Here is a 13,938-nt window from a genome sequence, read left to right as displayed (position 1 = left end):
GATGTGGCCCCATGGACGACATAGATTCGGCGATCGTCAGGGAACTGCAGCGTGATGCACGGCAGACCAACCGCGATCTCGCCCGCACCCTCGGAATCGCCCCCTCCACCTGCCTGGAGCGGGTGCGGGCGCTGCGTCAGCGCGGAGTGATCACCGGGTACCGCGCCACGGTCGACCTGAGGGCGCTGGGGCGGCCGGTGCAGGCGTTGCTCTCGGTACGGATCCGGCCGATGAGCCGGGAGGTCATCGAGGGCTTCAAGGCGTATCTCATCGGGCTGCCCGAGGTGCTCAACGTGTACGTCGTCGCGGGCGGGGACGACTTCCTCGTCCACGTCGCCGTGCCCGAGGTCGACGGGCTGCACAGCCTCCTCATGGATCGCTTCTCCGGGCGCCGCGAGGTCGTGGACTTCCGCAGTTCCGTGATCTACCAGCACGTGACCAAGGACGTGGTGGGGCCGCTCGTGGCAGGGTGACGGCATGGACGCAAGCAGCCCTGCGGACGCGAGCAGCCCCCGCACCCCTGCCCTCGACCTCATCGGCGCCGTGGTGGACCCCGGCAGCTGGCACTGCTGGGACGAGCCCGTCGGCATCACGACGGACGACCCCGCCTACCGCGCCGACCTCATCGCCGCACGTGAGCGCACCGGCCTCGACGAGTCGGTCGTCACCGGCGAAGGCCGGGTCCGCGGCCGCCGAGTGGCCGTGGTGGCCTGCGAGTTCCGCTTCCTGGCCGGGTCGATCGGCGTCGCGGCGGGGGAGCGGCTGGTCAGGGCCGTGGAGCGGGCCACGGCCGAGCGGCTGCCGCTGCTCGCGGCGCCGGCGTCGGGCGGCACCCGGATGCAGGAGGGCACGGTGGCCTTCCTGCAGATGGTCAAGGTCGCGGCCGCGATCACCGACCACAAGGCGGCGGGCCTGCCCTACCTCGTCCACCTCCGGCACCCCACGACGGGCGGCGTCCTCGCCTCGTGGGGCTCCCTCGGCCACCTCACCTCCGCCGAACCGGGCGCTCTCATCGGCTTCCTGGGCCCGCGCGTCCACGAGGCCCTCTACGGCGAGGAGTTCCCGCCGGGCGTCCAGCTCGCGGAGAACCTGCTGGCCAACGGGCTGGTGGACGCCGTACTGACGGCCGGGCAGCTACCGGGGACCGTGGCCCGGGCGCTGGCGGTGCTGTGCGGCGGCGGGGCCGGTGAGCGGGACGGGCGCGGCGGGCGCCCGCCGGGACGGCCCGGTCCGGGGGCGTCCGCCACCGGTGGCATCCCTGGCATTCCCGGCATCGCTGCCGCCGGTCCCGTCCCCTCCGCCGCCGAATCGATTCGCCGCTCCCGGGATCCCGAACGGCCCGGCGTACGCGAGCTGCTGGACGCCGCGGCCGGCGATGTCACCCTCCTCAGCGGTACGGGCGCGGGGGAGCGCGACCCGGGGCTGCTCCTCGCGCTCGCCCGCGTCGGCGGCACGCCCTGCGTGGTACTCGGCCACGACCGCGGCAGCCGTCACGACCGCGGCAGCCGTACCGCCGGGCAGGCGCTCGGGCAGGCGCTCGGGCCGGCCGGTCTGCGGGCGGCCCGGCGCGGGATGCGGATCGCCGCCGAGCTGGGCCTGCCGCTGCTCACCGTGGTCGACACGGCGGGCGCGGCGCTGTCCCGGGAGGCCGAGGAGGGCGGCCTGGCCGGGGAGATCGCGCGCTGCCTGGCCGATCTGGTGACCCTGCCGGCGCCGACGCTGTGCCTGCTGCTCGGCCAGGGCGCGGGCGGCGCCGCGCTCGCGCTGCTCCCCGCGGACCGGGTCGTCGCGGCCCGGCACGCGTGGCTGTCGCCGCTGCCGCCGGAGGGCGCCTCGGCGATCCTGTACCGCACGACGGACCGCGCCGACGAGATCGCCGCCCGGCAGGGCGTGCGCTCCGCGGACCTCCTGGCGCACGGGATCGTGGATCTCGTGGTCGAGGAGCCGGAGGCCGGGGCGAAGGCCGGGCCGGAAGCCGGGCCGGAAGCCGGAACGGTGGGCGGGACCGACGGTTTCCTGCCGCGCCTGGGAGCCCTCCTCGGTGCCGAGATGGCCGCCCTCGGCGCGCGTGAGCAGGGCGAACGTCTGGCCGACCGGCGTGCGCGCTATCGGCGGATCGGGCTGGGTAGTTGACGCTCGAAGGCTCGTGAAATGGGCATTGAGGGCAATTGCGGGTGTGCGATCCGGCGGGAATTGACAAGGTAAGCCTTACCTAACTTAGGGTCTCTCTCGTGAACGAGCCCGCCCCGCAGCCTGCCGAAAGGCGCACCCCCGTGCGGCTTCATCTCCTCGCCCTCAACCCGACCGACTCCGTCACCCACGGGTTCCTGCCCGCGGCCGCCCGCCTCGGGCTGGACGTCACCCTCCTCACCGACCAGCCGGCCGCCCACCGCCGCGCCTACGAGCAGAGCGTGGCCGACGGCGGCAAGCTGCCCGGACTGACCCTCGTCGGCTGTGACGTCAAAGACTTCCGCGAGGTCATCGGCCGGATCTCCGCGCTCGGGCGGACCGCGCCCCCCGACGCGGTCTTCACCAACAGCGACCACCTCCAGCCCCAGGCCGCCCTGGCCGCAGGCTACTTCGGCCTGCCCGGCAAGGACTGGCGCGCCGCCCTCGACACCAAGAACAAGGCCCTGCTGCGCCGCCGCCTCGCCGCGGCCGGCGCCGACGCCGTGTACTCCGCCGAACTCGGGCCCGACGACGAGCCGGAGGCCCTCGCCGCCCGGGGGCTGCCCTTCCCCTGCGTCGTCAAGCCGCGCGAGGGCGTGGCCGGCGAGGACGTTGTGCTCGCCGAGGACGCGGCGGACCTCGTCCGCCGCTGCCACGACATCCGCCGCCGCAGACCCGGCGCCTCCCTGGTCGTCGAGGAGTACCTGGAGGGCGAGCTGCACACCCTGGAGACCCTCGGCGACGGCCGCACGCTGCACACCCTCGGCGCCTTCCGCACCGAACTCTCCCCGCCCCCGCACTTCGTGGAGGAGCGCCTCACCCTGCTGCCCGCGCTCCCGCAGCCGCACACGCGGCAGGTCGTCACCCAGCTGCGCGCCCTCGGCGTCGGCTTCGGCGCCTGCCACACCGAGTACGTCGTGCAGGGCGGCCGCGCCCGCCTCATCGAGGTCAACTACCGCGCCATCGGTGACCAGTGCGACCTGGCCCTCGCCGACGTTCTCGGCATCCCCCTCTTCGAGCACATCCTGCGCACCCACCTCGGCGAGCCGCTGCCCGCGGACCTCGGTGCACGGACGGACGGCCGGGCGCGCGTGGAGTACGTCTGCACGGACCGCGGGGGCACGCTCGAAAAGGCGCCCCCGGCGAGCGAGACCGAGCGCGACGGCGTACGGCTGGTCTACCGCCCGCTGCGCGGCACCGGCGAGACGCACCCGCTCCGCCGCACCAACCGCGATTACCTCGGCGTCATCAGGGCGACCGGAACCGACCAGGGCCGGATCGACCAGGCGGTCGAGGCCTTCCTGGCCGCAGAGCGCTGGGAGATCCTGTCATGAGCCTGACCAGCACGGGCGCTACGGCCGCGGCAGCCGCGACAGCCGCCACGGCCATCACAGCCGCCACAGCCGCCACGGACATCCCGGCTGCCCCGGCCCTCACGGACGTCGTGGAGGACGACCTCCTGCGCCGCGTCCTCAGCGCCCTCCTCCGCGAGGACGCCTACGGCCTGCGCCGCCACGCCCTCACCGAACACCGCCCCGACGGCGACTGGCTCCACCTGCGCACCGCCGGCGAGACCCTCCTGCTGCCCGTCGGCCCCGAGGGCTTCCAGTGCGAGATCCAGGCCCGCGAACCGCTCGTCGAGACGGCCGGCGGCATCCTCACCGGCCTGCGCCCCGTCCTCACCCGGCTGCGCGCCGCCGCACCCCCCGAAGACCGGCCCGGCTACGACTCCTTCCTCGCCGAGTGCGAGGACGCCCTGGCCGCCGCGCGCCTGCACGACCGCGTGCGCGACGGCGTCACCGCGCAGCTGGCCGGTGCGTACGGCCGCCGCACCGCCGGCTGGACGGGCCTGCGCGGCTCCCTCGCCTACGACACCCTCGCCGCCTACCGCGACCACCCCGTCTACCCCACCGGCCGCTCCCGGGCCGGTCTCAGCGAGGACGAACTGCGCGCGTACGCTCCCGAGTTCCACCCCTTCTTCGCCCTGCGCTGGCTCGCCCTCCCGCACGGCGCCGTGCGCGGCGACCGGGCCGGGCTGCCGCACTGGTGGCCCACCCCCGCCGCGCTCGGCCTGCGCGGCATCGACGCGACCCACCTCGCGCTGCCCGTCCACCCCCTCGTCGCGGCCGGCCCCCTCGACGCGGCCTTGCGCTCGGCCGGCCTGAACGGCTCCGCCCGCATCGCCGAGAAGCCCTGGCTGGAGGTGCTGCCCACGCTCTCCACCCGCACCGTCGCCGTCGCGGACGACCCCGCCGTCCACCTCAAACTGCCCCTCGCCACCGCCACCCTGGGCCTGCGCAACCGCCGCACCATCAAGCCCGGCACCCTCCTCGACGGCGAGGTGGGCCAGCGCCTCCTCGAAGAGATCACCGCCCACGAGCCGCGCTTCGCCGGGCAGGTCCTCCTCGCCGACGAACGCACCCACCTGCAGTCCGACCACGAGCTCCTCGCCGTCCTCGCCCGCCGCCACCCGGCCGGGCTGCAGGACGCGCACGTGCTGCCCGTCGCCGCCCTCCTCGCCCGCGCCCCCGGCGGCGCCCTCGTCGCCGACGAACTCGCCGACCGCTACTACGGGGGCTCCCTCGCCGCCCTCCTCGACGCCTACCTCACCCTCCTCCTGGACTGGCACACCACCCTCTTCACGTACGGCATCGCGCTCGAATCCCACCAGCAGAACACCTCGCTCGTCCTCGACGCCCCCGGCGGGCGGACCCGGATGCGGCTGCTGCTGAAGGACAACGACGGGCCGCGCGTGCACAGCGTGCGCCTCGCCGCCCGGCTCGGCGGCGAGGCCGCCGACCTGCTCGGCTTCGACGACCGGCGCATCCTCGTCGCGGGCGACGGCCCGGTCGCCGACGTCTTCGCCACCATCACCGTCCACCTGTGCGCCGCGGCCCCCCTCTTCGAACTCGCCCGGCTCGGCCGCGCCCCCCTCGACGGCCTCCTCGCCCGCCTGCGCGACCGCCTCGCCGAGGCCGTCGAGCGCGCCGCCCGCAGCGCCCCCGGCGCCGCCGCCGTCCTGCGCGCCCGCGTCCTCGACGCCGACCGGCTGCCGGTCAAGGCCATGGTCACCGCCGGCACCCTGCTCACCAAGGAGCGCTCCGGCGCGGCCGACATCAACAAGCACTACGTTCAGGGGCCCAACTACCTCCGGGGCGCCGGGTGACGGCGGTCCCGGACCGCCGCCGCCGCCCCGCTCGCGCGGCCGCCGCCCCCGCCCTCCTCCGGACCCCCGCCCTCCTCCGCACGTCCGCACCCGCTGGAGCCGCTGCATGTCCTCCGCATCTGCCGACGCCGACGCCGTCCCCGGCGTGGCCGGCGCCGACCACGTCGTCGCCCACACCCTGCTGAACTGCCTGCTCCGCGAGGTCTCCGGGCCCGAGCACCAGACCGCCGTCACCGACGGCCACCTGTTGCTGCGCCTGCCCCGCTGCGGCGTCCTGCTCCGCGTCGGGCTGCGGCGCGCCTCCCTGATCGGCGCGCACCGCTTCACCGGTCCCGTCCGCGGCCGGCGCGACGGGATCTGGGCCGAACTGACGTGGCAGGGCCTCGCCGAGCACATCCACCGCGAGCTGGAGTTGCGCACCGGGGTCCGTAACGAGGAGTTCCTCGGCCAGGTGGCCGCGAGCCACGCCGGCGTCACCGCGGCCCTCGGCGCCCTGCGCGCCCCGCGCGGCGCGGCGGGTGCCGATGCGGCGGGCCCTGACACGGCCGGTACCGACGCGTACATGGACTCCGAGCAGTCGCTCCTGTTCGGCCACCGCTTCCACCCCACGCCCAAGGCCCGCACCGGCTCCGCGGAGGACTGGGGCCGCTACGCCCCCGAGGCCCGCGCCCGCTTCCCGCTGCACCACCTGGCCGTGCGGCGGGAGCACGTACGCCAGGAGACCGCGTCCGACGGGGGCCTCGCCGCCCTCGACCGGCAGCGGCCCGTCCCCGACGGCCACCTGCTGCTGCCCGCCCACCCCTGGCAGTACGCGATGCTGCGCGACCACCCCGTGCTGCGCGCCGCCGTCGCCCGCGGCGACGTCCTCGACCTCGGCCCCGGCGGCGAGCCCTTCGAGCCGACCGCGTCCGTGCGCACGCTCTACGACGGCCGGGACTTCCTCAAGTTCAGCCTGAACGTCCGCATCACCAACTGCCTGCGCAAGAACGCCGAGTACGAGCTCGCCGGCGCCGTCGCCCTCACCCGCCTGCTGGAGCCCGTCGCCGCCGGCCTCGCGGCCCGCTTCCCGGGCGCCGGCCTGCTGCGCGAGCCCGCCTACCGCACCCTCGGCCTCGGCAGCCGCGAACTCGCCGAGGGCTTCGGCGTCATCGTCCGCGAAGGGCTCGGCGCCCGCCTCGCCCCCGGCGTCACCGGGCTGCTGGCAGCCGCCGTCGCCGACGAGTACCCCACCGGCGGCGCCCACCTCGGCAGGCTCCTGCACGGCACCGGCCCCGCGGAGGCCCTCGCCTGGTGGGACGCCTATCTCGCGCTGCTCGTCCCGCCGGTGCTCGCGGCGTACTTCGACCACGGCGTCGTCCTCGAACCCCACCTGCAGAACGTCGTCCTCGGTGTCGGCGCCGACGGCATGCCCCGGCAGGTCCTCTTCCGCGACCTGGAGGGCACCAAGCTGCTGCCCGGGCACCACGCCGCCGCCCTCGCGGCGCTCCCCGCGGACGTCGCCCGGTCCCTGGCGTACGACCCCGGGCGCGGCTGGGACCGCGTCGTGTACTGCCTGGTCGTCAACCACCTCGCCGAGGTGCTCGCCGCGCTCGCCGACCGCCACCCCCGCCTGGAGCCCGAGCTGTGGTCCGCGGTCCGCCGCATCCTCGCCGACCGCGCCGCCGCCCACGGCAACCCGCCGCTGCTGCGCGCACTCGTCGCCGGGGGGCCGCTGCCCGCCAAGGCCAACCTGCTCACCCGCTGGGAGCGCAAGGCCGACCGGGGCGCCGGCTACGTACGCATCCCCTCGCCCCTGGTGCCGGACCTGCTGTCCGCCCTCACCCCGGCCGCCTTCCCCCCGGCCGCTCTTCCCGCGACCGGCCTTCCCACGACCGCCCTCACCGCAGCGAACCTCCCCACCCCGGCCGCCCGCGCCGAGACCACCTGGAGCACCGCACCGTGATCCTTCCCCGCGTCGCCGGGCACGCCGCAGGCCTGCCCGGTACAGAGCTGCCCGCCTACGTCTACGACCTCACGGCGCTGGCCGGGCACGCCGCCGAAGTGCGCGCGGCCCTGCCGCCGGAGACCGAGCTGTACTACGCGGCCAAGGCCAACCCCGCCCCCGAGCTCCTGCGGGCCCTCGCCCCGTACGTCAGCGGCTACGAGGTCTCCTCCGGCGGCGAACTGGCCCACGTCCGCAAGGCCGTCCCCGAGCTGCCGCTCGCCTTCGGCGGGCCCGGCAAGACCGAGGCGGAACTGCGGCTCGCCCTCGACCTGGGCGCCGAGCGCATCCATGTGGAGAGCGAGAGCGAACTGCGCCTGCTCGCCGCCCTCGCCGCCGCCCTCCCCGGCGAGGCGCCGGTGGACGTCCTGCTGCGCGTCAACCTCCCTGTGGGCACAGGCACAGGCACAGGCACAGGCGCAGGCCCGGGCGATGGTCACGGCGATCTGGCCGGCGCGGCCCTCGCCATGGGCGGCCGCCCCAGCCCCTTCGGCCTCGACCCGCGCCGCGCCGAAGCGTGCCTGCCCCTGCTGCGCGGCACCCGGCTGCGGCTGCGCGGCATCCACGCGCACCTGGCCAGCGGACTCCCCGCGCCCGCCCTGCTCGCCGTCGCCGCCCGCGTCACGGCCTGGGCCCGCGAGCTGGACGCCCGGCACGGCCTCGGGCTGGACGAGGTGAACGTGGGCGGCGGCATGGCCGTCGACTACGCCCGTCCGCACGCCCGCTTCGACTGGGCCGCCTACGGCGCGGGCCTCGCCGCTCTCGCCGCCGCGCACCCGGGCTACCGGCTGCGCATCGAGCCCGGCCGCGCACTGGCCGCCCACTGCGGCTGGTACGTCACCGAGGTCATCGACGTCCGGCACAGCCACGGCGAGGCGTTCGCGGTCGTCCGCGGCGGCACCCACCACATGCGCACCCCCGCGGCCAAGGGGCACGACCACCCCTTCACGGTGCTGTCCGTGGACACCTGGGAGCGCCCCTGGCCGCGCCCGGCCGCGCTGGACGAACCCGTCACTCTCAGCGGGCAGTTGTGCACCCCGCGGGACGTCCTCGCGCGGGCGGTGCCGGTCGCCGAGCTGCGGGCGGGGGACCGGATCGCCTTCGCGATGGCGGGCGCGTACGCCTGGAACATCTCGCACCACGAGTTCCTGATGCACCCGGCGCCGTCGTTCCACTTCCTGCCGTGAGCGCATGGGAGTTGGCCGGTTCCAACTGGTTTCCCAGCGTTTTACTCCTACATGGATGGTGAATGCATCTATGTGGGCGTACCGTGATCCCTGCGGTCCCCGCCGCCCCCGAGGCGGGGCCCGCACCCCACGGGGGATCAGCCGCGCCCGGACACCCGGGCCGGTCCGACGAAAGGGGAGAACGCAACGATGTGCGGGATCACCGGATGGATCTCCTACGACCGGGACCTCACCACGGCGCGCGGCACGCTCGAAGCGATGACGCAGACCATGGCCTGCCGCGGGCCCGACGCCGGCGGCACCTGGTTCGACACCCACGCCGCCCTCGGCCACCGCCGCCTCGCCGTCATCGACATCGAAGGCGGCGCCCAGCCCATGCGCGTCGAACGCGACGGCCGCACCGTGCTCGTCACCACCTACAGCGGCGAGGTCTACAACTACCGCGAGCTGCGCGCCGAGCTGGAGACGCGCGGCCACGCCTTCCGCACCAGCAGCGACACCGAGGTCGTCCTGCACGCCTACCTCGAATGGGGCGAGGACTTCACCGAGCGCCTCAACGGCATGTACGCCTTCGCCCTGTGGGACCCGCGCACCGAGGAACTCCTCCTCGTCCGCGACCGCATGGGCATCAAGCCGCTCTACTACCACCCCACGCCCCACGGGGTCCTCTTCGGCTCCGAGCCCAAGGCCATCCTCGCCCACCCCGCCGTACGCGCGGCCGTGGACGCCGAAGGCCTCGCCGAACTCGTCGCCTTCACCAAGACCCCCGGCCACGCCCTCTACAAGGGCATGTACGAACTGCCCCCCGGCCACACCGCCCGCATACGCCGCAGCGGCCTGACCCTGCGCCGCTACTGGGCCCTGGAGGCCCGCGAGCACACCGACGACCTCGGCACCACCGTCCGCCACGTGCGCGACCTGCTCGACGACATCGTCGGCCGCCAGCTCATCGCCGACGTCCCCCTGTGCACCCTGCTCTCCGGCGGCCTCGACTCCTCCGCCATCACCGCCCTCGCCGCCAAGGGCCTCGCCGGCGCGGGAGCCGGCCCCGTCCGGTCCTTCTCGGTCGATTTCACCGGGCACACCGAGAACTTCCGCCCCGACCCCCTGCGGCCCACCCCCGACGGCCCCTACGCCCACGCGCTCGCCGCCCACGTCTCCTCCCACCACTCCGACATCGTCCTCGACACCGCCGACCTGATGGCCAAGGCCAACCGCGACGCCGTCCTCACCGCCCGCGACATGCCCATCAGCGGCTTCGGCGACGGCGACGTCTCCCTCTACCTGCTCTTCAAGGCCATCCGCGAGCAGTCCACGGTCGCCCTGTCCGGCGAGTCCGCCGACGAGGTCTTCGGCGGCTACGCGTGGTTCCACAACCCCGACCACGTACACGCCGACACCTTCCCGTGGGTCGCCGCCGGAGCCGCCGACCGCTTCGCCGGCGAGCACAGCGGAGGCCGCGCCGCCCTCCTCGACCGCGGCCTCCTCGCCAAGCTCGACCTCGCCGGCCACCAGGACGCCCGCTACCGCGAAGCCCTCGCCGAAGTGCCCCGCCTGCCCGGCGAGAGCGGCCTGGAGCGGCGCATGCGGGAGATCGGCTACCTGCACCTGACCCGCTTCGTCCAGCTCCTCCTCGACCGCAAGGACCGGGCCAGCATGGCCGTCGGCCTGGAGGTCCGCGTCCCCTTCTGCGACCACCGCCTCGTCGAGTACGTCTTCAACACCCCCTGGGCCATGAAGACCTTCGACGGCCGTGAGAAGTCCCTGCTGCGCGCCGCCACCCGCGACCTCCTGCCCGGCATCGTCGCCGACCGCGTCAAGAGCCCCTACCCCAGCATCCAGGACCCCCGCTACGCCGCCGCCCTGCGCGCCGAGCTCTCCCGCGTCCTCGCCGACAAGGACGCGCCCGTACGCCCCCTGCTCGACACCGCGGCCGTCGCCGACTCCCTCGCCGACGACGCGGGCGAGTCCTTCCGCTCCGCCACCGAGCTCGTCCTCAACCTGGACACCTGGCTGCGCATGCACGACACCGCGCTGGAGCTGTAGCTGAGGGAGAAGCGGTAGAGTCCGAGCGTGGCCCTGAAGATCACTGTCGACCCGGACGCGGCCGAGCCGCCCTACGAGCAGATCCGCGCCCGGATCGCCGGACTCGCCCGCTCCGGCGAGCTCCCCACCGGCTACAAGCTCCCGACCGTGCGCGGCCTCGCCGAAGAACTGGGCCTCGCCGCGAACACCGCCGCCAAGGCCTACCGCGCACTGGAGGCCGACGGGGTCATCGAGACGCGGGGGCGCCACGGCACGTTCGTCGCTGCGCTCGGCGATACGGCGGCGCGGGAGGCCGCGGCGGCGGCCCGGGCCTTCGCCGAGCGCGCGCACCGGCTGGGCCTGGACGCCGACGCCGCCCACGCGGCGGTGGATGACGCCCTGCGGGCGGTGTACGGCTAGTCCGGCCGGGCACCGCCGGGCTGCGCCGTCGTGGCATTTCGCCGCTGCGGCGGAAGGCAGGCGTGCCGGCTCCGGCAGACTGTGGCGACCGCCGCTCTGCCGGGCCGTGGCGCTCGGAACCCGTTTGCCGCCCCGGCGTACCACCTCCGCGAGGGCCGACGGGATCCCCCGCCGCAACGGTGCTCAGCCACCGTGCGGCAGACCGGCGGTGCCGTACCGTCCCCGGCCGGAGGCCATGAGGCACGTCAAGGCGGGGGCGTCACAGATACAACCCCGCATCCGCTCCGTCGTGCTGCGGCGGCACCGACGCAGGCCCGCTGCCCCGCCGCAGGGCGAAGAGTTCTGCGAGCGTCGCGCCCTCGCGTCCCACCCCCTGGTCCGTGCCCAGCCAGCCCACGGCCTCCGCGCGGCTGAGCGGGCCCACCTCGATACGGGCCAGGCAGCGGCCCGGCCGCACCACGGCGGGGTGCAGCCGCTCCAGGTCCTCGTTCGTGGTGACGCCGACGAGGACGTTGCGGCCCTGCCCGAGCAGCCCGTCCGTGAGGTTCAGCAGCCGCGACAGCGCCTGGCCCGCCGTGTGCTTGGCCTCGCCGCGGATCAGCTCGTCGCAGTCCTCCAGGAGCAGCAGCCGCCAGCGGCCCTTGGAGCCGCCGTCGTCCTCGCCGATGGCGATGTCCATCAGATAGCCGACGTCGTTGAACAGCCGCTCGGGGTCCAGCACGCAGTCCACCTGGCACCAGTCGCGCCAGGACCGCGCGAGCGTGCGCAGCGCGGAGGTCTTCCCGGTGCCGGGCGGGCCGTGCAGGAGGAGCAGCCGCCCCGCGATGTCATCCGGGGTGATCTTCATCAGCCGGTCCATGGCGTCCGCGACGCGCGCGGTGTAGTTGGGCCGGACCTCCTCCCATGTGCCGGCGGAGATCTGACGGGTCGTCCGGTGCGGGCCGCGCCGCGGCGAGACGTACCAGAAGCCCATGGTCACGTGTTCGGGCTGGGGTTCGGGCTCGTCCTCCGCGCCCTCCACGGCCTGGCCGAGCACCTTCTTGGCCAGCTCGTCGGTGGTGGCCGTGACGGAGACGTCCGCACCCCGGTTCCAGCGGGAGATCAGCAGCGTCCAGCCGTCGCCCTCGGCCAGGGTCGCGCTGCGGTCGTCGTCGCGGGCGGAGCGCACCACGTGGGCCCCGGGCGGCAGGAGTGTGGCCCCGGACTTGACGCGGTCGACGGAGTGGCTGTGCGCGTACGGCTGCTCGCCGGTGGCGAAGCGGCCCAGGAAGAGGGCGTCGATGACGTCGGACGGCGAGTCGCTGTCGTCCACGTTGAGGCGGATGGGCAGCGATTTCTCGGTCGGAGTGAAGACCGGGTCGGTGGGCAGGGCCTGCCTCCTGGGGCTGGATCGGCGGTCGGCACACATGCCGCCCATGATCCGGCACCGGCGGCCCTTGCGCACACAGGTTTTCCCCTGCTTCACGACCGGATCCGCGACACCCGTCCATGTTCGCCCGGAAGGCGCCGCACATCGTTTCGGCCGCGGATACGCTTGCCCGTGATGGGACGACGTGGTGTGAGTCGGACGTTTTGGCGGGCCGGGTGGCGGCGAGCCGGGCGGTGGCGGTTGGCCGCGCTGCTCGCGGCCGGCGTGGTCGCGCTGGCCCTGCTGCTCGCCCTGTGGGCGACCGGCCGGCAGACGGGAGGGGACGGTGCGCCGGACGGCGCGAACGGGGACAGGGCCGCCCTCGATCTCGGCTGGGGCTTCACCCACACCCAGTACAGCGCCGACCGCGGCGACGACGCCGCCCGGCGGACCACGGCCGGCCTGCTCGCCGGCTCCCGCATGCCGCAGAACCAGCACATCATGGGCTGGGGCGTCGACAACCCCGAACCCAGGCCCGGCACCTACAACTTCGCCGATCTCGACCGCCGCGTCGCCTTCATGCGCAAGACCGGCACGACCCCCGTGCTCACCCTGTGCTGCGCGCCCGACTGGATGAAGGGCGGCGGAGAGCGCACCGACTGGTCGCTGAAGTCCCTGGAGAAGGCGCCCGACCGCGCCCACTACAAGGACTTCGCCGCACTCGCAGGCGTCATCGCCAAGCGCTATCCGGACATTCGTCATTTCATCGTCTGGAACGAGTTCAAGGGCTTCTACGACGAGGGCCGCAACCGCTGGAACTACGAGGGCTACACCGAGCTGTACAACCTGGTCTACGCGGAGCTGAAGAAGCACAACAGAGCCAATCTCGTGGGCGGCCCGTACATCAGCATGGACAGCAACCCGCCCGGCTCCTCCTCCAACGCCTCGTCCCTGCGCGGACCCTGGGGCTCGGTCGACCAGCGGGCCCTCGACGCCCTCAAGTACTGGAACGCCCACAAGAAGGGCGCCGACTTCCTCGTCGTCGACGGCGCCAGCTACACCCGCGAGGGCAGCAAGCTCTTCCCGGACGAGTTCGCCGCGACCCGGAAGTTCGCCGACGTGACCACGTGGCTGCGCAGGACCGTCGATCTGCCGGTGTGGTGGTCCGAGTGGTACGTGGAGCCCGCCGACGCCAACGACGACCGCAAGTCCTGGACCGAGGCGCACCGCACCGCCGTCCACGCCACGGCCATGATCCACCTCGCCCGGTCGGGGGCCTCCACGGCCTTCTACTGGAACCCGGAGGAGACAGGGGAGGACTGCCCCGGCTGCCTGTGGCGCAGCACCGAACTGAAGGGCGGCGGGGGCGGGCTGCCCATGCTGGACCTGCTGTCCCGCTTCGCCAAGGCCTTCCCGCCCGGCGCGGGCCTGCGCACCCCGGAGGTCACGGGGGGGAACCGCGACGCGGTGTCCGCCCTCGCCGCGGGGGGCACCACCCTCGTGGTCAACATGCAGGACCGCCGGCTGACCGTGGAGGTGGACGGCACCTCCCTGGACCTGGCGCCCAACGAGATCCGCTGGACCGGCTGACCACCCGGCGAATCCCGCCCGGGAATCCGGCTACGGCATCCCGCCCATGTCA

Annotated in this window: 10 protein-coding genes; 9 read left to right on the top strand and 1 reads right to left on the bottom strand. The window is 74.6% G+C overall.

Translation table 11 applies throughout. The annotated features are described in order from the left end of the window. The first annotated feature begins 11 nt into the window (after window positions 1–11). The 8 genes from IE241_RS26385 to IE241_RS26350 all read left to right on the top strand — a co-directional run bounded on the left by IE241_RS26385 (window position 12) and on the right by IE241_RS26350 (window position 10,948). Complete coding sequence (locus IE241_RS26385) at window positions 12–473, top strand: Lrp/AsnC family transcriptional regulator (RefSeq protein WP_190024314.1); 462 nt, start codon at window positions 12–14, stop codon at window positions 471–473. A 4-nt stretch (window positions 474–477) separates the two neighbouring features. Beyond that, window positions 478–2,133, top strand: coding sequence for a carboxyl transferase domain-containing protein (locus IE241_RS26380; RefSeq protein ID WP_190024313.1), 1,656 nt, complete (start codon window positions 478–480; stop codon window positions 2,131–2,133). A 140-nt stretch (window positions 2,134–2,273) separates the two neighbouring features. Then, the gene (locus IE241_RS26375) at window positions 2,274–3,503 is read left to right on the top strand and encodes an ATP-grasp domain-containing protein (protein ID WP_190024366.1); all 1,230 of its coding nucleotides are present in this window, start codon (window positions 2,274–2,276) and stop codon (window positions 3,501–3,503) included. Next, window positions 3,500–5,335, top strand: a complete 1,836-nt coding sequence (locus IE241_RS26370) for an IucA/IucC family protein (RefSeq protein ID WP_190024312.1) — start codon at window positions 3,500–3,502, stop codon at window positions 5,333–5,335. The genes IE241_RS26375 and IE241_RS26370 overlap by 4 nt, the downstream gene beginning before the upstream one ends. Before the next feature lie 106 nt (window positions 5,336–5,441). Continuing rightward, entirely contained in the window at window positions 5,442–7,277 is a 1,836-nt protein-coding gene (locus IE241_RS26365; protein WP_190024311.1) for an IucA/IucC family protein, read from the top strand. After that, window positions 7,274–8,503, top strand: coding sequence for a type III PLP-dependent enzyme domain-containing protein (locus IE241_RS26360; RefSeq protein ID WP_190024310.1), 1,230 nt, complete (start codon window positions 7,274–7,276; stop codon window positions 8,501–8,503). Before IE241_RS26365 ends, IE241_RS26360 begins: the two co-directional genes overlap by 4 nt. 189 nt (window positions 8,504–8,692) lie before the next feature. Next, the gene (gene asnB / locus IE241_RS26355; protein ID WP_190024309.1) at window positions 8,693–10,549 is read left to right on the top strand and encodes an asparagine synthase (glutamine-hydrolyzing); all 1,857 of its coding nucleotides are present in this window, start codon (window positions 8,693–8,695) and stop codon (window positions 10,547–10,549) included. A 27-nt stretch (window positions 10,550–10,576) separates the two neighbouring features. Further along, window positions 10,577–10,948, top strand: coding sequence for a GntR family transcriptional regulator (locus IE241_RS26350; RefSeq protein WP_190024308.1), 372 nt, complete (start codon window positions 10,577–10,579; stop codon window positions 10,946–10,948). A gap of 259 nt (window positions 10,949–11,207) precedes the next feature. On the opposite strand, the gene IE241_RS26345 is transcribed toward IE241_RS26350, so the two are convergent. Next, on the bottom strand, window positions 11,208–12,365 hold the full coding sequence (locus tag IE241_RS26345; protein ID WP_229899838.1) for a DUF5925 domain-containing protein: 1,158 nt from the start codon (window positions 12,363–12,365) through the stop codon (window positions 11,208–11,210). A gap of 126 nt (window positions 12,366–12,491) precedes the next feature. On the opposite strand from IE241_RS26345, the gene IE241_RS26340 reads away from it, so the two are divergent. Then, entirely contained in the window at window positions 12,492–13,886 is a 1,395-nt protein-coding gene (locus tag IE241_RS26340; RefSeq protein ID WP_190024307.1) for a glycoside hydrolase family protein, read from the top strand. The last annotated feature ends 52 nt before the right edge of the window (window positions 13,887–13,938 follow it).

The organism is Streptomyces hiroshimensis (assembly GCF_014650335.1).
GTDB classification, from domain to species: Bacteria; Actinomycetota; Actinomycetes; order Streptomycetales; family Streptomycetaceae; genus Streptomyces; species Streptomyces hiroshimensis.
Note: the sequence above shows the minus strand (reverse complement) of the source record. Positions and strands in the feature narration are given on the sequence as shown.

Bases quoted from the DNA above. Each gene is read 5' to 3' on its own strand.
- IE241_RS26385 (WP_190024314.1), top strand. From the start codon at position 12: ATGGACGACATAGATTCGGCGATCGTCAGGGAACTGCAGCGTGATGCA.
- IE241_RS26380 (WP_190024313.1), top strand. From the start codon at position 478: ATGGACGCAAGCAGCCCTGCGGACGCGAGCAGCCCCCGCACCCCTGCC.
- IE241_RS26370 (WP_190024312.1), top strand. From the start codon at position 3,500: ATGAGCCTGACCAGCACGGGCGCTACGGCCGCGGCAGCCGCGACAGCC.
- IE241_RS26365 (WP_190024311.1), top strand. From the start codon at position 5,442: ATGTCCTCCGCATCTGCCGACGCCGACGCCGTCCCCGGCGTGGCCGGC.
- asnB (WP_190024309.1), top strand. From the start codon at position 8,693: ATGTGCGGGATCACCGGATGGATCTCCTACGACCGGGACCTCACCACG.
- IE241_RS26345 (WP_229899838.1), bottom strand. From the start codon at position 12,365: ATGGGCGGCATGTGTGCCGACCGCCGATCCAGCCCCAGGAGGCAGGCC.
- IE241_RS26340 (WP_190024307.1), top strand. From the start codon at position 12,492: ATGGGACGACGTGGTGTGAGTCGGACGTTTTGGCGGGCCGGGTGGCGG.